This is a genomic window from Clostridium sp. TJA032 (assembly GCF_058310275.1).
Genome location: NZ_JBZEFB010000001.1, coordinates 63,622 through 84,178, shown reverse-complemented (window position 1 = coordinate 84,178; position 20,557 = coordinate 63,622). Strand labels below are relative to the sequence as shown.

The following is a 20,557-nucleotide window of genomic DNA, read 5'->3' as shown; positions in this document are numbered from 1 at the left end:
ACTACTTTAATATTTTTACTTTTCCATTATGAATTTTTATTTTTTCTTCGCAAAAATATTTAATAACTTTTGGTAAAAGTAAATGTTCTTTTTCTAAAACCTTTTTTTGAAGACTTTCTTTTGTATCATAAAAGTCAACCTTAACTATCTCCTGTTCAATAATGAAGCCTCCATCAACCTCATCATTAACAAAATGAACTGTACATCCTGAAAACTTAACTCCCTTTTCTATAGCAGCCTTATGTACATTTAATCCATACATTTTATTTCCACAGAAAGATGGAATAAGTGAAGGATGTATATTAATTATTTTATTTCTATATTCTTCTAAAATTTTTCCTTTTAATATTGAAAGATATCCTGCTAAAACAATTAAATCAATATTATTACTTTTAGCTAATCTTAATATTTCATCTGAAGTTTTATCTCCAAAATTCTCCTTAGAAACAACTACTGTATTTATATCTTTTTTTCTAGCTCTTTCTAAGGCAAAAATTCCTTCTTTACTTCCTATAACTAAGGATACTTTTCCATTTATATTTCCATTATCTATATTGTCTAAAATTGATTGAAGATTAGAACCACTTCCAGAAGCTAATACAGCTATTTTATACAAACTCCTTCACCTCCAGAATTTATATATCCAATCTCAAAAGCTTTTTCTCCATAACTTTCTAATTCCTTTAAAATATCCTTAACATCTTTATCACAAACACATAAAACAAATCCTATACCCATATTAAAAGTGCTATACATTTCCTTTTCTTCAATTCCAATTTCCATAAGCTTTTTAAATATATTAGGAACTTCATAACTATTCTTATTAATAACTATAGAAAGTCCCTCTTCGCTTATCATACGAGGAAGATTTTCATAAAATCCTCCACCTGTTATATGAGCCATTCCCTTTATATCAAATTTTTCTATAAGTTTTAAAACAGGCTCTACATAAATTTTTGTAGGAATTAATAATTCTTCCCAAAGTTTCTTTCCATAAAAATCTTCATCTAAATTCCTAAAGGCTTTCCTTATAAGAGAATATCCATTTGAGTGAATACCTGAAGAAGCAATTCCTATAAGCTTATCTCCACTTTTTATATTCTTACCATTAATTATTTTATCTTTATCTACTATCCCTACAGCAAAACCTGCAATATCATAATCTCCATCCTTATACATTCCTGGCATCTCAGCTGTTTCTCCACCAATTAAAGAACAGTTAGCTAAAAGACACCCTTTAGAAACTCCTTCTACTAATTTAGAAGAAACTAAAGCTTCTAATTTTCCACAAGCTATATAATCTAAAAAGAATAAGGGTCTTGCTCCATGGCATAAAATATCATTTACACACATTGCAACACAGTCAATTCCAACAGTATCAAACTTTCTTTTTTCACAGGCAATATTAAGTTTTGTTCCAACACCATCTGTTCCCGAAACTAAAACTGGCTTTTTATATCCCTCTGGAAGCTCAATCATACCTGCAAAAGAACCTAAACCATTTAATACATATTCACTCATAGTTTTTTTTGCATATTCTTTTATTAATTTTACTGATTTATATCCTTCTTCAATATTTACTCCTGAATCCTTATAAGTTAACATATCTAATTCTCCACCCTTTCAAGATTATCCTCTAAAGCCTCCATAGGTGCTGAAACTGGATAAACTCCATTAAAGCATCCTACACAAAAATTTCTTCTTCCTCCAAAACTTTTATACATACCTTCTAAACTTAAATATCCTAAAGAATCACACCCTATCCTTTCTCTAATTTCCTCTAAGCTTCTATTAGCCCCAATTAACTGACTTCTATAAGGTGTATCAATTCCAAAATAGCATGGATACTTAACACTTGGTGAAGCTACTAAAAAATGCACTTCCTTTGCTCCAGCTCTTCTTAATGACTCAATTAAATGCTTTGAAGTTGTTCCTCTAACTATAGAATCATCAATTAAAATTACCCTCTTATCCTTTATATTCACCTTTAAAGGATTAAGCTTTACAGCTACTGCTCTTTCTCTAATCTCTTGAGAAGGAGATATAAAAGTTCTCCCTATATATCTATTTTTTACAAAACCAACTTCATAAGGAATGCCAGAAGCCTTAGAATATCCCATAGCTGCTGGTATTCCAGAGTCTGGAACTGCAACAACAATATCTGCCTCTATTTTATATTCATCAAATAATATCTCTCCCTGCTTAACTCTTGTACTTTGCACATCTAAACCATCTATAACTGAATCAGGTCTAGCAAAATATATATATTCAAAAGCACAAGTTTGACAAACTGTGTTTTCTGAATATCTATAACTTTTAATTCCCTCACTATCTATAACAACAATTTCTCCTGGTTTTATATCCCTTACAAATTCCGCTCCAATTGTATCTAAAGCACAACTTTCTGAAGTTAATATATACCCCTCTTCAAATTTTCCTAAACATAAAGGTCTAATACCATGAGGGTCCCTTATTCCAATTAATTTATTTTTAGTCATTATTACCATGGCAAAAGAGCCTTTAACAGCTGATATAGCATCAATTACCGCTCTCTCAATTCCTTTTTTAGCTCCTCTTGCAATTAAACTTGTAATGACTTCTGAATCAACACTTGTATGAAAAACTTGTCCCCCATCTTCTAAAAGACTTCTTATTACTTCGGCGTTAACTAAATTTCCATTGTGAGCAGTTGATATAGGTCCAAGCTTAGTATTACTAACTAAGGGTTGTGCATTTTCAACGGTTTTAGCTCCAGCTGTTGAATATCTAACATGCCCTATGGATATATATCCATTAAAGTCCTTAAGATTTTCTAAGTCTTTTTTATGAAAGGCTTCAGTTAAAACACCTAAGCCTTTATGAACTTTTATATCCTCTCCATTTGCTACTGCAATTCCTGCACTTTCTTGTCCCCTATGCTGAAGAGCATATAATCCATAATAATTTATAGCCGCAACATCTATTGGTTTATTTGCATAAACTCCAAAAACTCCACATTCATCTTTAAACTTATCATTTTGTGGATCAATAAGATTAAAATTCTCCTTAACCATACCTTATTACTCCCTTTAATACCTAATTAATTTTAATGAAATTATACTTTTTAAAAAGTTTATGATTTCAATCTGCTTAAAACTTCTTTATATCCATTTATTACATTTCCCATATCTCTTCTAAATCTATCTTTGTCCATTTTTTCTCCTGTATTAGCATCCCAGAATCTACAAGTATCTGGTGAAATCTCATCTGCTAATAATATTTCTCCCTTATATCTTCCAAACTCTAATTTAAAATCTATCAAAATTATATTTTGCTTTTTAAATACTTCCTTTAAAATTTCATTTACCTTACTAGTTATTTCATAAATTTTATTTAATTCTTCAAAAGTTGTAGCACCAATTCCCACAGCATGATAATCATTTATAAGTGGGTCTCCTAAAGAATCATCTTTATAAGACAGTTCAAAAACTGTAGTTTTTAAAGGATATCCTTCCTTAAGACCTAATCTCTTAGCCATACTCCCTGCTGCTACATTTCTAACTATTACTTCTAAAGGTATTATTTCAACCTTTCTACATAACTGCTCTCTCTCACCTAATTTTTCTATAAAATGAGTTTTTATTCCCTCCTTATTTAACATTTCAAAAATAAGACTAGTAATTTCATTATTTAACATTCCCTTACTTTCTATTTCTGCTTTTTTTTCTCCATTAAAGGCTGTAGCATCATCCTTATAATAAACAATAACCCTATCTTCCGTATCAGTTTTATATATTTTTTTAGCCTTTCCTTCATATAACATTTCTAATTGATTTACCATTATAACTCCACTCCCTCACCATTTTCTTTTATAAACTTATTTTTCATGTTTATTCTAAATTCAACTAACTTTTCTCTTAACTCTGGATATTTTAATGAAAGTATTTGAACTGCTAACATTCCTGCATTATAACTATTATTTATTCCAACTGTAGCTACTGGAATTGACTTTGGCATCTGAACTATTGATAATAATGCATCCATCCCCTCTAAAGAAGCCTTTACTGGAACTCCTATAACAGGAAGTATTGTATGAGATGCTATAACCCCTGGAAGATGAGCAGCTAGTCCTGCTCCTGCTATAATAACTTCACAACCTTCCTTTTCAATTTTTTCTAAAGTTTCAATAAGCTTTTCTGGCACTCTATGTGCAGATAATATATAGGCACTATAAGATATTTCAAACTCCTTAAGTGCCTCTCCTGCCCCTTTCATAACATCTATATCTGATTTGCTTCCAAAAAATATTGCTACCTTCATTAAAGATTTCCTCCCACTATATAAAAAATTTAATAATATTTGCCATTAAAATTTAAAGAACTAGCCTATAGAATATTGCTTTATTATAAGTATTAAATATAAAAGCTAGTTCTTTATTCTTTTAAAAACTATTTTCTAAAATAATCTACTCCTGCCTTAAATAGTTTTTGGTCAAAATTTCCTTCTATATTCTTATAAAGATTTTCACCAATTCTTTCAGAATGCCCCATTTTACCTAATATTCTTCCATCTTCACTTGTTATTCCTTCTATTCCTAGATACGATCCATTAGGATTATAAGGCATATCCTTTGCTACATTCCCATCTAAATCTACATATTGAGTAGCTATTTGATTATTTTTTACTAATTCTTCTAGTAAAGCCTTTGGTGCTACAAATCTTCCCTCTCCATGAGATATTGGAATGCTATGAATATCTCCAAGGGAAACATAATTAAACCAAGGTGATTTCTTAGAAGTTATTTTTGTTTTGATTATAGATGACATATGCCTATTTATATTATTGTAAGTTAAAGTAGCCATATCTTCTTCCATATCAATTATTTTTCCATAAGGAAGAAGTCCTAACTTAACAAGGGCTTGAAAGCCATTACAAATTCCAAGTATTAAGCCATCTCTTTCCTCTAAAAATTTCATAACAGCTTCCTTTATCTTAGGGTTTCTAAAAATTGTTGCTATAAATTTAGCTGACCCCTCTGGTTCATCTCCAGCTGAAAACCCTCCAGGTATCATAATTATTTGAGCTTTATCAATTTCTTTTTTTAAAATATCTATAGAATTTATTAAAGCTTCTTTATCTAAATTCCTAATTAAAACCTCACTTACAACTGCACCTTCTCTTTCAAAAGCTCTTCTACAATCATATTCACAATTAGTGCCTGGAAAAACTGGTATAACAACCCTTGGTTTCTCTACTCTTGTTATCTTTGATTTTAAAATATTTTCTTCTTTATCTTTTAAAGTATTAGCCCCACTTTTATTATTTCTTAATTCTAAAACGCAATCTTTATTTTCTTCTACAGATTTAAATACCCCTTCTAATTTATTTTCATAAGAATTTTTTAATTCTTCTATAGAAATTTCAAAACCATAATCCTCACATTTTACAATTTCTTCTTCTAAGGTTTTTCCTATAACCTTATAGTTACTTCCTTTAAACTCCTTTAAAATATCTATTCCTTCTTTAACCTCTAATATTAAACTTCCATAATTAAATCCAAATAACTCTTCTCTAGAAATATTATTTAATACTGCTCCAATCTTATTTCCTAGAGACATCTTAGTAATACCTTCTGCAACTCCTGAAAACTTAATAGAATATGCTGAAATAACCTTTTCTTCTCCAATTAAGCTATAAAGTTTTTCTAAGTTATTTTTAAATCCCTTAATCTCTAAAGTTCCATCCTCTAATTTTTCCCCCTTCATAAGCACTAAGGTAGAACCTATATTTTTAAACTCTGGAGAAATAATTCTTGAAGCTTTTTCAATTCCAACAGCAAAAGAAACTAAAGTTGGCGGAACATTTAACTCTCCAAAACTACCTGACATTGAATCTTTTCCTCCTATTGCTGGTAGCCCTAAATCCATTTGTGCCTTATAAGCACCTAATAAAGCTGCAAAAGGTTTTCCCCATTTATCTTTATCCTTTAATAGCTTTTCAAAATACTCTTGAAAACTTAGTCTAATCTTTCTATAATCTCCTCCCATAGCAGCTATTTTTGTTACTGATTCAATAACTGAATAAAAAGCCATATGGAATGGACTCCAAACACCTAAATATGGATTAAAACCATAAGCCATTAAGGAAGCATCCTTACTTACGCCTTCTAAAAGTGGAATTTTAGCTACCATTCCCTCTGCTGGAGTTAATTGATATTTTCCTCCTAAAGGCATAAGAACTGTTCCTCCACCTATAGTTGAATCAAACATTTCAACTAACCCCTTTTGACTACAAACATTTAAATCACTTAAGGATTCTAGCCATTTTTTCCTTAAATCACCTTCTTCAACATTGTAGGGATAATTAGATGGTGCTTTCACTCTTAAAGAAATTTCTTCCTTTGCCCCATTTGTATCTAAGAAACTTCTTTTTATATCAACTATTGTTTTTCCTTTCCACCTCATTATTAATCTCTCATCCTCTGTAACCTTAGCAACAATTGTAGCTTCTAAATTTTCTTCCTCTGAAAGCCTTATAAATTTCTCTGCTTCTTCCTTAGAAACAACAACTGCCATTCTCTCTTGTGATTCTGATATAGCAAGTTCCGTTCCATCTAATCCTTCATATTTTTTAGGAATTTTATCTAAATCTATATCAATTCCTCTACAAAGTTCTCCAATAGCTACAGACACTCCTCCAGCACCAAAATCATTGCATCTTTTTATCATTCTTGCTACTTCTTTATTTCTAAAAAGCCTTTGAATTTTTCTTTCTGTTATAGGGTTTCCTTTTTGAACCTCTGCTCCACACTTATTAATTGATTCTTCAGTATGTTCCTTTGAAGAACCTGTAGCTCCTCCTATACCATCTCTTCCTGTTCGTCCTCCAAGAAGTATTACTACATCTCCATTTTTAGGCTCTAATCTTACAACATTTTCTTTAGGAGCTGCTGCTATTACTGCCCCAATTTCCATTCTTTTAGCAACATAATTTTCATGATAAATTTCAGCTACTTGTCCAGTTGCAAGACCTATTTGATTGCCATAAGAACTATATCCACTAGCTGCACCTAAAGTTATTTTTCTTTGTGGCAACTTTCCTTTTAATGTTTCACTAATTGAAGTTGTTGGGTCTGAAGCTCCAGTAACTCTCATAGCTTGATAAACATAACTTCTACCTGATAAAGGGTCCCTAATAGCTCCTCCTAAACAAGTAGCAGCCCCTCCAAAAGGTTCTATTTCCGTTGGATGATTATGCGTTTCATTTTTAAACATTAAAAGGTATTCTTCTTTTCCTTTATCAGTTTCAATTTCTATATTTATAGAACAAGCATTTATTTCTTCTGAAACATCTAAATCCTCAAGCTTTCCTTTTTTTCTTAATTCCTTCATAGCTATTGTTGCTAAATCCATTAATTTAATTTCTTTATTTTTTAACTCTTTACCATAAACAAATTCCCTTGATTTTTTATAATTCTCAAAAGCTATTTTTATTGGCTCTGAATATTTTCCCTCTTCTATTAAAATATCCTTTATTACTGTTTCAAAGGTTGTATGCCTACAATGATCTGACCAATAAGTATCAATAACCTTTATCTCAGTAATTGTAGGATTTCTTTTCTCCTCTTTAAAGTAATCTCTTATTAACTTTAAGTCCTCTAAAGTCATGGCTAAAGCTTTATCTTTATGGAAATTTTTAATTTCCTCCTCACCTAATTCTAAAAATCCTTTTAAAACCTCTACTTCTTTAGGTTCACTTAAATCCTCTTCAAAAACTTTAGAAAAAGGACTAACCTCCCTTGAATCAATAGGATTTATATAATAAGATTTTATTTTATTTATTTCCTCTTTTTTTAAATTCCCTTTTAAAACAATTATCTTTGATGATTTTACAAAAACTTTTTTTCCTTCATTAAGAAGCATTATACATTGCATAGCAGAATCAGCTCTTTGGTCATATTGGCCTGGTAAATATTCAACGCCAAAGGCATATTCATTTTCTTCAAGTTCAAATTCTTCTTCATAAACTCTATCTACAGGAGCTTCTGATAAAATACTCTTTAAAACACTTATATATTGTTCTTTATCCATTTCTCCTAATATGTATTTATTTAAAACCCTTACTTTTTCTAAAGAATTAATAGCTAAATTTTCTTTAAAATCCTTAAATAATTTATTACCTTCAACATTAAATTCTTCTTTTTTTTCTACAAATACCATCTTTATACCAGACATTTTAATCCCCCATTCAAAACACGAACATTATTAATGATTAATTATTAATCATTCGTTATTTTAACCATAACACCCAAAACACATATTGTCAATATTTAAAATTATTTAAACATTCGTATTTTTAACTAAAAATATTTATAATAACACTTTTCTTTAAAAAATAATTCGTCTTTAAATAAAAGAGAGATATATTAATTTTTAATATATCTCTCTTTTATTTAATCTTCTCTTAAAATATTTATATCTTTACCCTCTAAAATTTTATTCATATTTCTCATAGAACACATTTTTCCACACATTGTACAACTATCTTCATGCTCAGGAATAGATTCTTTTCTATATCTTAAAGGCTTTTCCTTATCTATAGCTAGAGAAAACATTTCGTTCCAATCTAAATTTTTTCTAGCGTAACTCATTTTATTATCTATATACCTTGAATTTTTTATTCCCTTTGAAATATCAGCAGCATGTGCAGCTATTTTAGTTGCAACTATACCTTCTTTAACATCTTCTAAACTAGGAAGTCTTAAATGTTCTGCTGGTGTTACATAACAAAGAAAATCTGCTCCATGAGAAGCTGCAACAGCACCTCCTATAGCACTTGTTATATGGTCATACCCTGGTGCTATATCGGTTACTATTGGTCCTAAAACATAAAATGGAGCACCATGACATAACTTTTTTTCTAATAATACATTAGCTTCAATCTCACTAAGTGCCATATGTCCTGGTCCTTCTATAATTACTTGAACATTTCTATCCCATGCTCTTTTTGTTAATTCACCAAGAGTAATTAATTCCTTTATTTGAATAGCATCTGTTGCATCAAATATTGCCCCTGGTCTACAAGCGTCTCCTAAGCTTAAAGTTAAATCATATCTTTCACATATATCTAATAATCTATCAAAATATTCATAAAAAGGATTTTCTTTTTTATTTAATTCCATCCATGCAAAAAGAAGTGAACCCCCTCTTGATACTATATTTGTAATTCTTTTATTTCTTTTAAAGGTTTCAATAGTCTCTCTATTTAACCCTGCATGTATAGTAACAAAATCAACTCCATCTTTTGCATGTTTTTCTACAACCTCAAAAAACTCATCAACAGTTACATCTTTAAGCTCTTTATCGTAAAATCCAATAACATCATAAATTGGTACTGTACCTATCATAGCTTTAGAAATTTCCACAAGCTTTTTTCTAAAGGCATAAGTTTTTCCATAATTACTTAAATCCATTATAGATTCTGCCTTCATCTCTATAGCTTTCTTAACTTTTTCTAGTTCTAAATCTATATCAGAACAATCCTTTGAAACGCCTAAATTAACATTTATTTTAGTTCTTAGACCTTGTCCAACTCCCTCTGCACTTAAACTTTTGTGATTTTTATTAGCAGGTATTACAATTCTACCTTTAGACATTAAACTTATTAATTCTTCAAGGCTAATACCTTCTTTTTCTGAAACTATTTTCATTTCTTTTGTAACTATGCCTTTTTTAGCAGCATCCATTTGAGTTGTATAATTCATATTAGTTCTCCTTATATTAATTTTTTAACTGCGCAGTTAAATTAAATTAGGATCCTAAAAAAATAAAAGCTTGCCTTAGGGCAAGCTTAATAAACAAGATAAAACTATATTTATTAAAAAATAAATAAAAATTTCACTTACTGCTTCCCTACGGTAGTACTAACTACATCAGGTTTTAAGGGTTAGAATCTATCCTCTCAGCATAAAAATGCACCCCTAGCAATTAATATTAAGTTTTATTTTTTCTAAATTATACTATTATTTCTATATTTTTTCAATATACTACATAAAAATATATTTTTATATTAAAAATTATTTCTATTTATATTGTAAATACAAATTCCTGAGATTGCTCCCATAATAAAAATAACTGCTAAATCCCAAAGCTTAAAAACATATAGTCCAAAATAACGAACAATTAAAATTAAAGCTAAAGCAACTACTATATGAATTACAACTTCTAATTTTGGTTTCTTTTTAAGTCCACCAACTATTTTATCAGTTATCCCTTTCTTCTTATCTAATAAACCATATAATAAAGCAAAAATTACTGTCGATATAACAAAAACTAATGCTTCTAATATATTTTGTAATAAAAGCACTTTATCCATAAGCCTCTTCCCTTCAAATATTCTTTAATAAAAATATTATAACATTCTAAATAATATGTGGTAAGTTTGTAAAGAAATTAAAATTTATGTATACCTTATAAAATTACCCTTTGTTTTTCATATTAAGATTTTCCTTAAAAGAAATAATAAACATCCCTAAAAACAAACCATTTAAAATCGAAACTACTACTCCACCTATTCCATAAGAAATATTAAATTCTCTAAAAATAAAGTAACTAAAAAATACTACTAAAAACATTATAATAGAAATACTAAAATAATATTTTATCTTTTTTTTAAAAGATATTCTTTTTATAAAGACTATCTTTCTGCTATCTTTAAGGGTATACAAAAAAAATACTATTATAAATATTCCAATTAAAGTACTTCCATGTTGAAAAAACTTATATCTATATATTTCATATTCTCCTAAAAATAAAATCTTCTCCCTAAGGTAAGGAATCTTCTCAACAAAGAATCCACTATTATGGGTAAAAGCATCCCAAATCACATGAGTTGCCATTCCTAATATAGCAGAATAGATAAAAACTATTACTTCTTTTAAAGAATTTAATGAAAATTTCTTTTCTCTTAAATAAAAGTACCATTTATCAAAGGGGTTAGGTAAATTACTTATAAGTTGTGATTTAATTATATTATGAAAAACATAGGCTAATAAAAAACATAAAGGTAAATTAAGTAGAAAAAATCCTAATAATTTATGTCCTAAATTTCCATAAGGCCTAAAATTTATAAAATATAAAAAGTCTGGAGCCATACTTCCTAAAATTAAGGCAGTAATATTTAATTTTTTATTTTTCAAAAAAACTACAGCTGCTGGATGTGCTAAAGTAAAAGGCATATTCTCCTCCTTAATAAAATTAAATTTTATTAAATAAATAGCAAAAAATAAAATAAACCCTACATTTTTTTACTAAATAAAGCTAAATATTTTAATTTTCATTATATTGTTTTTATTGAAATTTCTCCTGAGTTTAAATAATCTATTTCTCCATTTTCATATTTAACAACTAAGGCACCATTTTCAGTAATATCAGTTGCTACTGCTTTATTTAACTTATTATTTTTATAAAAGGTAACTTCCTTTCCTAATACTAATGATAATACCTTATACTCTTTCATTATGTCCTTATCTTCTAAATTATTGCATAAAGCAAAAAGTTCATTTAAAATTTCTGCAATCATTCTATTTCTAGTAACTGTAGGCTTTTCTCCTTGAAATAATGAACAGGCTGAATGTTTTATTTCATCAGGGAAACTATCTTCCTCAGTTTTAAAGTTTATACCTATGCCAATTACAACATTCTCAACTCTTCCACTTTCAAAATTACCTGTTGCTTCAGTTAATATACCACAAAGCTTTTTACCATCTAAAAATATATCATTTACCCACTTTATCTTAGGCCTTTTCTTAGTTAAATTTTCTATTGCCCTACAAACTGAAATTGCAGTAGCTGTAGTTATATGTATAGCCTTTGAAAGTTCTATATTAGGTCTTAAAATTACACTCATATAAATTCCTTTTTGTGAAGGAGAAAAAAATTTTCTTTGAAACCTTCCTCTTCCAGCAGTCTGCTCCTCTGCAATTAAAACAGTTCCCTCTGGTATATCCTTATCCATTAAAAGCTTTTTTGCCTCTTGATTAGTAGAATCTATAACCTTATAAACCTTTATATAATTTTCTCTATACTCTTTATTTAAAAATATTTTTATTCCTTCTGCTGATATTAAATCATTTTCCTTTGTAAGTTTATACCCTTTATTTGTAACTGCTAAAATATTATATCCTTCTTCTCTAAGAGACTTTATATTTTTCCATATAGCTGCCCTAGATACAGATAATCTTTTAGCTAATTCTTCCCCTGATAAGCTTTCATCTCTATTTTCCTCTAATATTTTAAGTATAGAATCCTTAAGTGCCACTTAATCTCCTCCAATCAATACTCTCTATAAAAACTTATTCTTTTAAGTAATACTCTCCTTGATTATATTTTTTATGCATAATATTGACAACCTCTTCTTATCACAAAAGGCATATTTAACAAAAATATTTTTAAATAAAAATATTTTTTAAGTTATAATTAAATATAAATTTAGGAGGTACTTTTATGAACTATATTTATGCTATAAAAAATTATATTCCCTTTGATGAAGTTGAAATAAAAGATAAAGAAGTTTTTTTAGATGCTTTAAACTCTTTTAAAGATATTTTAACAAGAAAAAACAAAATACTTCATTTAACTGTTTCAGCTTTTGCAATAAATAAAGAAAAAAATAAATTTCTAATGATTTACCACAATATATATAAATCTTGGGCATGTACTGGCGGTCATTCAGATGGAGAAGAAATCCCACTTAAAACGGCTTTACAAGAACTAAAAGAAGAAACAGGAATTAAAAATCCTAAAGTGCTTCTTAAAACTCCCTTTTCTTTAGAAGTTTTAAATGTAAATGGTCATGTAAAAAACGGAGAATATATATCTTCTCATCTTCATCTTAATTTAACTTATCTAATAGAATGTAATGAAGATGAAATCTTAACTCCTAAACTAGATGAAAATAAAGGAGTTATGTGGATTCACTTTGATGAAATAACAAAATACTGTAATGAAAAACATATGATAAAGATTTATGAAAAGCTAATATCAAAACTTAAGCTTAAATTTAATTGACTTGTTTAAAACTTTTGATATATAATATATAAAAACTGAATTATTAAAAGCTTTGAATAGGAGTAGTAATATTAAATTCATAGACTAAAGAGAGTTGTGGTTTGCTGTGACACAATGTTATGATAATATGAACTTGCCTAGGAGCATATGTGTGAAAAAAAGCACATACGGTAAAACCGTTATAAAAAAATCGAGTGAGGAAAGAAAACTTTCCTAATAAGAGTGGTACCGCGAATATCCTTTCGTCTCTTAAATTTTAAGAGATGAAAGGTTTTTTTATTTTTTATAAAAAATTTTATTATATATACTTTAGAGGAGGATTAATTAATGGGTAAATATAGTACTGCCATAGATAAAAAATGGCAAGATAAATGGGCCGAATCTGGCATTTATAAATTCGATCCAAATAAAGAAGGGGAAAAACTTTATGTATTAGAAATGTTCTCATACCCTTCAGGTAGCCAATTACATGCAGGACATTGGTTTAACTATGGACCAGTTGATTCATGGGCTAGATTCAAAAGAATGCAAGGATATAATGTATTCCAACCAATGGGCTTTGATGCTTTTGGTTTACCAGCTGAAAACTTTGCTATAAAAACAGGAATACACCCACAAGATTCAACAATAAAAAATATAGCTAAAATGGAAGAACAATTAAAAGCTATGGGAGCTATGTTTAACTGGGATAATGAAGTTGTAACTTGCTCACCTGAATATTATAAATGGACTCAATGGCTATTTTTAAAATTATATGAAAAGGGATTAGCTTATAGAAAAAAAGCTCCTGTTAACTGGTGCCCATCCTGTCAAACAGTTTTAGCTAATGAACAAGTAGTTGATGGTGCTTGTGAAAGATGTTCAACAGAAGTTACTAAAAAGGACCTTACTCAATGGTTCTTCAAAATAACAGATTACGCTGATGAATTATTAGATAAATTAGATGGTTTAGATTGGCCTGAAAAAACAGTTGCTATGCAAAAACATTGGATAGGAAGGTCTACAGGTTCTCAAGTTAACTTTAAAGTTAAAGATAGTGATTTAAGCTTTGATGTATTTACAACAAGAGTTGATACTTTATGTGGTGTTAGCTATGTTGTTTTAGCCCCTGAAAATCCACTTGTAGATAAAATAGTTTCAAAGGAACAAAAAGAAGCTGTTGAGGAATACAAAGAAGAAGCTAAAAAACAATCAGATATAGAAAGACAATCTATTTCAAGAGAAAAAACTGGTGTATTTACTGGTGCATATGCTATACATCCATTAACAGGTAAGGAAGTTCCTATATGGGTTGGCGATTATGTATTAGCAACTTATGGAACTGGTGCTGTTATGGCTGTTCCAGCTCATGATGAAAGAGATTTTGCTTTTGCAGAAAAATTTAACCTTCCAATAAATAGAGTTATAGAAGATAAAGAAGGAAATAATACTACTCTTCCATTCTGTGAAGCTGGTATTTTAATAAACTCTGGCGAATTTAACGGTCTAACTACAGAGGAAGCTAAAGAAAAAATAGTTGAAAAACTTTCTTCTATGGGACTTGGTGAAAAGAAAGTAAACTTCAGATTAAGAGACTGGTTAGTTTCAAGACAAAGATATTGGGGTGCTCCTATTCCTGTTGTTTATTGTGATGACTGTGGTATAGTACCTGTTCCTGAAAGTCAATTACCAGTTGAGTTACCATATGATGTTGAATTTGCTCCTGATGGAAAATCTCCATTAGCTAAAAGTGAAGCCTTTGTAAATACAACATGCCCTCACTGTGGAAAACCAGCAAAAAGAGAAACTGATACTTTAGATACTTTTGTATGTTCATCATGGTACTATTTAAGATATCCAGATAATAAAAATACAGAAGCTCCATTTAATCCTGAAATAATAAATAAAATATTACCAGTTGATAAATATGTTGGTGGTCCTGAACATGCATGTATGCATCTTCTTTATGCAAGATTTGTAACTAAAGCCCTAAGAGATATGGGATACTTAAACTTTGATGAACCATTTACTTCTTTAACTCATCAAGGATTAATACTAGGACCAGATGGATTAAAAATGAGTAAATCAAAAGGAAACACAATATCTCCTGATGATTACATAAAAGAATATGGTGCAGATGTATTTAGAATGTATCTAATGTTTGGCTTTGCTTATACTGAAGGTGGTGCTTGGAGTGATGATGGTATTAAATCTGTAAATAGATTTGTAGAAAGAATCGAAAGAATTATAGATACTGCAAGAGAAGCTATAGCTAAAGGAGAAAATAACAAAACAACAATGGATAAAGCTGAAAAAGAGCTTAACTATTGGAGACATAACACTATAAAATCTGTTACTGAGGATACAGATAAACTTCAATTTAATACTGCTATAGCTAGAATGATGGAATTTATAAATGCTTTATCTAAATATACTCAAGAAAAAGAAATGAATCTTACTTTCTTAAAAGATGTAGTTTCTGATTACTTAAGATTATTAGCACCTTTTGCACCTCACTTTAGTGAAGAACAATGGAGTCTACTTGGAAATACTTCTTCAATCTTTAATGAAGCATGGCCAAAATTTGACCCTAAGGCTTTAGTTAAAGATGAAATAGAAATAGCTATTCAAGTTAACGGAAAAATCAAAAATAAAATAATGGTTTCTTCTGATTTAGATGAAGAAGGAATAAAAGAAGCAGCCTTAGCTGATGAAAAAATAATTGCTTCAACAGAAGGAAAAAATATTATAAAGGTAATAGTTATAAAAGGTAGACTTGTAAATATAGTTGTTAAGTAATATAATATTAACGTTGCAAATTTTTTAATTTAAAATTAATACTAATCTTAAAAATTAACACTTTTAAAGAAATACCATAATTAAAAAGGTATCTAAAGAACTTAAACTTTAGATACCTTTTTTTCTTTATTACATTATTATATGATAATTATTTTTATCTATATTCTTATCTTTATTTAAAACCTTATAATAATACTCTTCTTCTCCTCTTAAATCAATATTATCAATTAATTTTATACTCTTTACTATTTTATTATTTAAGGCTTCTAAAAACTCGTACTTATTTTTAACTAATTCTTCTTCTTTAGCAACATCATAATAAGTGTAGCCAAAAACTTTTTTTTCATTTATAAGTTGCTCATTATCAGAATTTAAAACTGCGCCATCTCTTAATTGTCCTCTAACTTCAATAGGAGAATTTATTTTTATAGTTCCTTCTAAATTAACCTTTGAAGCTTTTCCTAAAACATCTATTCCAATGCCTGATTTGTTTTCTAAATAAAAATCCTTTAAAGTAACTTCACCATTATCAACTCTTATTCCATAACTAGAATTTTTCTTATTGTTTACTTTACAATTTTTAATATTAGCATTTTTTCCATCTAAAACCTCAATAGCCTTGTTAAAATTAGATTCAATAGAAACATTTTCCAATTTAACATCATCACCTAATATAGAAATAAGGGCATTATTATTTTCCTCATTCTCTCCCTTACATACTATATTTAAATTTTTAAGCACAATCCCATCTCCCTGTAGTTTAAAAAAATCCCCTTTAATATCTTCTGCTACCCTACTAACATATATGTTATTACCATTACCATCTATTACAATATTAGACCCAGTTATATCTAATCCCTTACTTATTTTACTAAGGTCTATATCTCTAGACAGCTTAATTTCTTCTAAACCTCCTTGATTTATAATTCTCAAAAATTCTTCTGTACTGCCTACTGTTTTTTCTATTCTAAAAATATTACTATATATTTTGCTCTGATTTAAACTTTCATTTATAATCGAGTTATCCTTTTTATTATCTATTACGTTTAATTCTTTGCCTAAAACTACGCTACTGGAGAGGTTATTTACTACTATAGCAGTTGCTAATATCTTTGCCACTTTTTTATGGGCCATATTAAAAATCACCTCTTCTTTATATATTTTATTATGAAATCATTATATCATTTTTTGTATAGGTTTTCAAAAATAAATTATAGATTTTTTTGACATATACTAGATTTTTTTAACCCTACTAAAAGATATAAATATATAATTGTATATATTATCTTTATTTTTTTACCTATTACTTATAAATTCTTTAATTTTAGATTAAATATAAAATTCTCCCATTATATAACAGGAGAATTTGTATACTATATTTTTTAATTATATACTAAAATTTTTAAAGCACTTTAGAAAACTCTTTAAGTAGATTTAAAACTTCCTCTTCTTTTAAAGGAGTAAAGTATTTTATAAATTCGCTATGATTAAACCTTATAAATAAATCTTTAGCCATTTCCATCCATTCTTCTAAAATGTAAACCCAAACTATCTCACTAGTTGGACAACTTAAAATAAAAGCCTCTACTCCAAAAAAGCTATATTCTAAAATATTATGAATTTCTTTAAGCTTTTTATAATGCTCTACTATTTCTTCACTTATTTTATATTCATATATATCACAATAAAAAAAGTCAAAACTCTCTCTTCTAGCCTTAAATCCATCACCTTTTATTATTTTAATCTTAGAATTTTCTCCAAAATTTTCTAAATATAAATTAACAACCTCATCACTAATCTCATAAACTATTATTTCATCAACCTTTTCTTCCTTAGAAAGTTCTTGAACAAAATATCCTAAGCCAAGACCTAATACTCCCACTCTTCCTTTAGCTCTTTTTATACTTTCATAGGAACCTTGTATTTCCTTTGGAGAAATTCTCATCCAAAGCTTATCTCCTTCATATAACTCTATAGGACTTTCTTTTAAAAAAGTTTTATGATTATATAAATATCCATCAAAGTCTTTTTCATCACTATATTTAATAGTAAAGTTTCCTAGCCTTTTTTCCTTTATATTTTTTTTGTACTCTCTTATCTTCTTCTCACAATAATCTATATTATACGGTATCATACTTCTTCCTTTCTAGAATATTAAAAACAGATTTTTTACTTATTATACATTTTAACATAATATCTTACTATATATATAAACATAATTTTTCTTTTAAAAAAGACTATACTTAAGAATTATTTATTAAAACTTATCTTAATATATTAAAATTCTCGTATTTTTTCCTAAACAATCTATTACACTTTAAATTCCTACTAAAATAGTCTTGATTTATTTTCCTTAAAAAGATATAATTTAATCAATTAATACTAATTATTAATTAATTGAAATTTAAGTAGGTGATTTAATGAAAAAGGTAGCAATGAGCGATGATGCTTATGTTGAATTTAAAGAATTTCTAAAATCAAATGATATAGATAGTAATGTTATTAGAATAAACTTTGGTGGTAATGGCCCTATGGGACCTATGTTTTACGTAACTGCTGGAGAAGAAAATGAGGGAGATGAAATCGAAGTTATAAAAGATTTAACTTTCCTTATAGACCCTACCTTAATCGAAATATTTTTAGGTTTTTCTATTCTTTCAGATGAAGAAAACCTTGGAGAAGGATTAACTCTAACACCTTTAATGAATGATTATGAAGGTGGCGGATGTAGTGGAAACTGTGGTAGCTGTGGTAGCTGTCACTAAAATGAGTATATTTTTAAAAATAATATTTAAAATATATTAGTAATTACATAAATATTTATAAAATTTTAGGAGGAAAAGAACATGTCAGCTGTAAAAATGAGTAAAGAAGCTTATAATGAGTTTAAAGATTTTCTTAAAGAAAATGGAGTTGAAAAATTCGATATAAGAATTAACCTAGCAGGAGTTGGTTGTGGTGGTCCTGTATTTAACATTTCTGTAGATGAAGCAAAGGAAGATGATGAAGTTGTTACAATTGAAGATATAACATTCTTCGTTAACAAAGATTTAGTTAATGACTTTGAAGGATTCACTTTAGTTTCTTCTGATGAAAATGGAGGAAGAGGATTATCTCTTCAACCAGTAAAAAAAGTTGAAGGTGGATGTTCATCTTGTTCAGGATGTCATTAATAAAAAGAGAGGATTAATCCTCTCTTTTTTTATTTTAAAAATTAAATTTTACTTCTTATTTTTTAACAGTATTTATTTTGAATTTTTTACTTTTTTTAGTTGTTTATATTTTACTTTAGTATTATAATTTAATAAATACTTTTATTTTAAGGAGGAGAGATAATGAACTTAACTCTAGTAAACCTAATTCCAACTAAAGAACAAAGAAAGTACCAAGAAGATGAACTAATAGCTTTTTTAGATATGTCAATGAATACATTTACAAACAATTCTGAAATTAATTGCGAAGCTCCTTCTTTTTTAAGAGAACCTTCCTTTAGTACAGATTTTTGGGTAGAAAGTTTATTTAAATTTGGATTTAAAAAAGTTATTTTAAATTGTAAACTTAATAATGGTTTATTCTTATGGAATAGTGATTTTTCAAGAGTTTATATAAATTCAAAATTTGATGATTTTGATTTAGTTAATCTAGTAAGTAAGTCCTGCAAAAAATTTGGACTTAAATTTGGAGTTTACCTTACATTAAAAGATTACCCTCTTCTTAACTTAACTCCTAAAGAATATGATAATTACTATATAATGCAATTAAAAGAACTTATGAGTAATTATAATAATATAAGTGAAATTATTTTAGATAAATGTATTTTAGATAAGGATTTTTCTTCTCTTGATTTTGAAAGTTATTTTAAAGTAATAAAAGAGATAAATCCTAAGTGTATTATATCTAGCCCTATTGGACCTGATGTACGTTATACCTACTATTCAGATATAAATGATACAAACAAAATATTCTTCTCCTCTGTTAATTTAAAAAAATTAAAAGAAACATATAATGATAATTCTCTTTATAAAGGAGATATTTATGGTGATTCTTGGATAGTTGGAGAAAGTATTTATTCTTTAAATACTTGTTTTAATAATAAAAATACTCCTATTAATAATCTAAAAAATATATATAATAATTCCTTAGGAAAAAATTCTAATTTAGTTTTATCTATAACACCTAATAAAGAAGGAATTTTAAGAGAAGAAGATATAAAATTGCTTACTAAGTTTTCATCATATATAAGAAAAACATTTAGCGATAATTTAATTAAAGGGGCATCAATTTTAGCTACTAACTCTTCCTATAGTGATAGTTATAATTTAATTGATGATTACAAAAAATCCTATTGGATAGCTAATGAAAATGCTATTAACCCTTATATAGAGATAAATTTCAATAAAATTACAGAATTTAATATTTTAGAACTTAGAGAGTGGATAGCAGAAGGGCAAAATGTAGAAGAATTTAAGATTTATGGATACAAAAATGGCTGGTTTGAACTTTATAAGGGAAATTCAATAGGATATAAGCATATTGCTAGTTTTATTAGTCCTATTAAAACTGATAAAATAAAAATTTCCTTTACTAAGTATAAAAATCCTCCTCTTATAAATCATATTGGAGCCTATTTAGGAGAAACTAATTAAAAATAAAAAGCCTTTATTTTTTAAGGCATAGAAATTTTAATTTTTAAAGTTTCTGTGCCTTATTTTAATATAAATTTTTCTTATTAT

The 20,557-nt window shown here is 27.9% G+C and carries 17 protein-coding genes, 1 riboswitch and 1 other annotated feature; of the genes, 5 read left to right on the top strand and 12 right to left on the bottom strand.

All coding sequences use genetic code 11. The annotated features are described in order from the left end of the window. Nucleotide 1: 1 nt before the first annotated feature. The 10 genes from purN to AC4FRL_RS00330 form a co-directional block, all read right to left on the bottom strand. A complete protein-coding gene (gene purN / locus AC4FRL_RS00375) occupies nucleotides 2–616 on the bottom strand; it encodes a phosphoribosylglycinamide formyltransferase (protein ID WP_491137965.1) in 615 nt (204 codons plus the stop codon). Beyond that, complete coding sequence (purM, locus tag AC4FRL_RS00370; protein ID WP_491137963.1) at nucleotides 604–1,605, bottom strand: phosphoribosylformylglycinamidine cyclo-ligase; 1,002 nt, start codon at nucleotides 1,603–1,605, stop codon at nucleotides 604–606. The genes purN and purM overlap by 13 nt, the downstream gene beginning before the upstream one ends. A 2-nt stretch (nucleotides 1,606–1,607) precedes the next feature. Next, the gene (gene purF / locus AC4FRL_RS00365) at nucleotides 1,608–3,053 is read right to left on the bottom strand and encodes an amidophosphoribosyltransferase (RefSeq protein WP_491137961.1); all 1,446 of its coding nucleotides are present in this window, start codon (nucleotides 3,051–3,053) and stop codon (nucleotides 1,608–1,610) included. A 59-nt stretch (nucleotides 3,054–3,112) separates the two neighbouring features. Continuing rightward, nucleotides 3,113–3,820 (bottom strand): phosphoribosylaminoimidazolesuccinocarboxamide synthase, encoded by a 708-nt coding sequence (gene purC / locus AC4FRL_RS00360; protein WP_491137960.1) that lies wholly within the window; start codon nucleotides 3,818–3,820, stop codon nucleotides 3,113–3,115. Continuing rightward, nucleotides 3,820–4,299, bottom strand: coding sequence for a 5-(carboxyamino)imidazole ribonucleotide mutase (gene purE / locus AC4FRL_RS00355; protein WP_491137959.1), 480 nt, complete (start codon nucleotides 4,297–4,299; stop codon nucleotides 3,820–3,822). Before purE ends, purC begins: the two co-directional genes overlap by 1 nt. A gap of 128 nt (nucleotides 4,300–4,427) precedes the next feature. Further along, nucleotides 4,428–8,213, bottom strand: coding sequence for a phosphoribosylformylglycinamidine synthase (locus AC4FRL_RS00350; RefSeq protein ID WP_491137958.1), 3,786 nt, complete (start codon nucleotides 8,211–8,213; stop codon nucleotides 4,428–4,430). A 218-nt stretch (nucleotides 8,214–8,431) separates the two neighbouring features. Then, complete coding sequence (gene thiC, locus AC4FRL_RS00345) at nucleotides 8,432–9,742, bottom strand: phosphomethylpyrimidine synthase ThiC (protein ID WP_491137957.1); 1,311 nt, start codon at nucleotides 9,740–9,742, stop codon at nucleotides 8,432–8,434. 128 nt (nucleotides 9,743–9,870) lie between these two features. Then, nucleotides 9,871–9,970, bottom strand: a riboswitch (TPP riboswitch). Between the two features lie 77 nt (nucleotides 9,971–10,047). Beyond that, on the bottom strand, nucleotides 10,048–10,353 hold the full coding sequence (locus tag AC4FRL_RS00340; RefSeq protein ID WP_491137956.1) for a hypothetical protein: 306 nt from the start codon (nucleotides 10,351–10,353) through the stop codon (nucleotides 10,048–10,050). Between the two features lie 103 nt (nucleotides 10,354–10,456). Beyond that, nucleotides 10,457–11,215 (bottom strand): DUF4184 family protein, encoded by a 759-nt coding sequence (locus AC4FRL_RS00335; RefSeq protein ID WP_491137955.1) that lies wholly within the window; start codon nucleotides 11,213–11,215, stop codon nucleotides 10,457–10,459. Nucleotides 11,216–11,316: 101 nt separating this feature from the next. Then, complete coding sequence (locus AC4FRL_RS00330) at nucleotides 11,317–12,297, bottom strand: biotin--[acetyl-CoA-carboxylase] ligase (RefSeq protein ID WP_491137953.1); 981 nt, start codon at nucleotides 12,295–12,297, stop codon at nucleotides 11,317–11,319. Between the two features lie 185 nt (nucleotides 12,298–12,482). Between AC4FRL_RS00330 and AC4FRL_RS00325 the strand changes: the two genes are divergently transcribed. Both AC4FRL_RS00325 and leuS read left to right on the top strand, forming a co-directional pair. Continuing rightward, nucleotides 12,483–13,046, top strand: coding sequence for an NUDIX hydrolase (locus AC4FRL_RS00325; protein ID WP_491137952.1), 564 nt, complete (start codon nucleotides 12,483–12,485; stop codon nucleotides 13,044–13,046). 43 nt (nucleotides 13,047–13,089) lie between these two features. Continuing rightward, nucleotides 13,090–13,299 (top strand) — a binding site (T-box leader). A 74-nt stretch (nucleotides 13,300–13,373) separates the two neighbouring features. Next, nucleotides 13,374–15,824, top strand: a complete 2,451-nt coding sequence (gene leuS, locus AC4FRL_RS00320) for a leucine--tRNA ligase (RefSeq protein ID WP_491137951.1) — start codon at nucleotides 13,374–13,376, stop codon at nucleotides 15,822–15,824. 129 nt (nucleotides 15,825–15,953) lie between these two features. Here leuS and AC4FRL_RS00315 read toward each other — a convergent pair whose 3' ends face one another. Then, the gene (locus AC4FRL_RS00315; RefSeq protein WP_491137950.1) at nucleotides 15,954–16,958 is read right to left on the bottom strand and encodes a pectate lyase-like adhesive domain-containing protein; all 1,005 of its coding nucleotides are present in this window, start codon (nucleotides 16,956–16,958) and stop codon (nucleotides 15,954–15,956) included. Nucleotides 16,959–17,226: 268 nt separating this feature from the next. After that, nucleotides 17,227–17,958, bottom strand: coding sequence for a polyamine aminopropyltransferase (locus tag AC4FRL_RS00310; RefSeq protein ID WP_491137949.1), 732 nt, complete (start codon nucleotides 17,956–17,958; stop codon nucleotides 17,227–17,229). A gap of 286 nt (nucleotides 17,959–18,244) precedes the next feature. Between AC4FRL_RS00310 and AC4FRL_RS00305 the strand changes: the two genes are divergently transcribed. The 3 genes from AC4FRL_RS00305 to AC4FRL_RS00295 all read left to right on the top strand — a co-directional run bounded on the left by AC4FRL_RS00305 (nucleotide 18,245) and on the right by AC4FRL_RS00295 (nucleotide 20,470). Further along, the gene (locus tag AC4FRL_RS00305) at nucleotides 18,245–18,589 is read left to right on the top strand and encodes a HesB-like protein (protein ID WP_491137948.1); all 345 of its coding nucleotides are present in this window, start codon (nucleotides 18,245–18,247) and stop codon (nucleotides 18,587–18,589) included. Nucleotides 18,590–18,670: 81 nt separating this feature from the next. Further along, a complete protein-coding gene (locus AC4FRL_RS00300; RefSeq protein WP_491137947.1) occupies nucleotides 18,671–18,997 on the top strand; it encodes a HesB-like protein in 327 nt (108 codons plus the stop codon). Nucleotides 18,998–19,159: 162 nt separating this feature from the next. Beyond that, entirely contained in the window at nucleotides 19,160–20,470 is a 1,311-nt protein-coding gene (locus AC4FRL_RS00295) for an alpha-L-fucosidase (protein WP_491137946.1), read from the top strand. Nucleotides 20,471–20,557 lie beyond the last annotated feature (87 nt).

Coding starts and splice junctions, on each gene's coding strand:
- thiC (WP_491137957.1), bottom strand. CDS start 9,742: ATGAATTATACAACTCAAATGGATGCTGCTAAAAAAGGCATAGTTACA.
- purM (WP_491137963.1), bottom strand. CDS start 1,605: ATGTTAACTTATAAGGATTCAGGAGTAAATATTGAAGAAGGATATAAA.
- purF (WP_491137961.1), bottom strand. CDS start 3,053: ATGGTTAAGGAGAATTTTAATCTTATTGATCCACAAAATGATAAGTTT.
- AC4FRL_RS00350 (WP_491137958.1), bottom strand. CDS start 8,213: ATGTCTGGTATAAAGATGGTATTTGTAGAAAAAAAAGAAGAATTTAAT.
- purC (WP_491137960.1), bottom strand. CDS start 3,820: ATGGTAAATCAATTAGAAATGTTATATGAAGGAAAGGCTAAAAAAATA.
- AC4FRL_RS00310 (WP_491137949.1), bottom strand. CDS start 17,958: ATGATACCGTATAATATAGATTATTGTGAGAAGAAGATAAGAGAGTAC.
- AC4FRL_RS00340 (WP_491137956.1), bottom strand. CDS start 10,353: ATGGATAAAGTGCTTTTATTACAAAATATATTAGAAGCATTAGTTTTT.
- AC4FRL_RS00295 (WP_491137946.1), top strand. CDS start 19,160: ATGAACTTAACTCTAGTAAACCTAATTCCAACTAAAGAACAAAGAAAG.
- AC4FRL_RS00315 (WP_491137950.1), bottom strand. CDS start 16,958: ATGGCCCATAAAAAAGTGGCAAAGATATTAGCAACTGCTATAGTAGTA.
- AC4FRL_RS00305 (WP_491137948.1), top strand. CDS start 18,245: ATGAAAAAGGTAGCAATGAGCGATGATGCTTATGTTGAATTTAAAGAA.
- AC4FRL_RS00335 (WP_491137955.1), bottom strand. CDS start 11,215: ATGCCTTTTACTTTAGCACATCCAGCAGCTGTAGTTTTTTTGAAAAAT.
- AC4FRL_RS00300 (WP_491137947.1), top strand. CDS start 18,671: ATGTCAGCTGTAAAAATGAGTAAAGAAGCTTATAATGAGTTTAAAGAT.
- AC4FRL_RS00325 (WP_491137952.1), top strand. CDS start 12,483: ATGAACTATATTTATGCTATAAAAAATTATATTCCCTTTGATGAAGTT.
- leuS (WP_491137951.1), top strand. CDS start 13,374: ATGGGTAAATATAGTACTGCCATAGATAAAAAATGGCAAGATAAATGG.
- purE (WP_491137959.1), bottom strand. CDS start 4,299: ATGAAGGTAGCAATATTTTTTGGAAGCAAATCAGATATAGATGTTATG.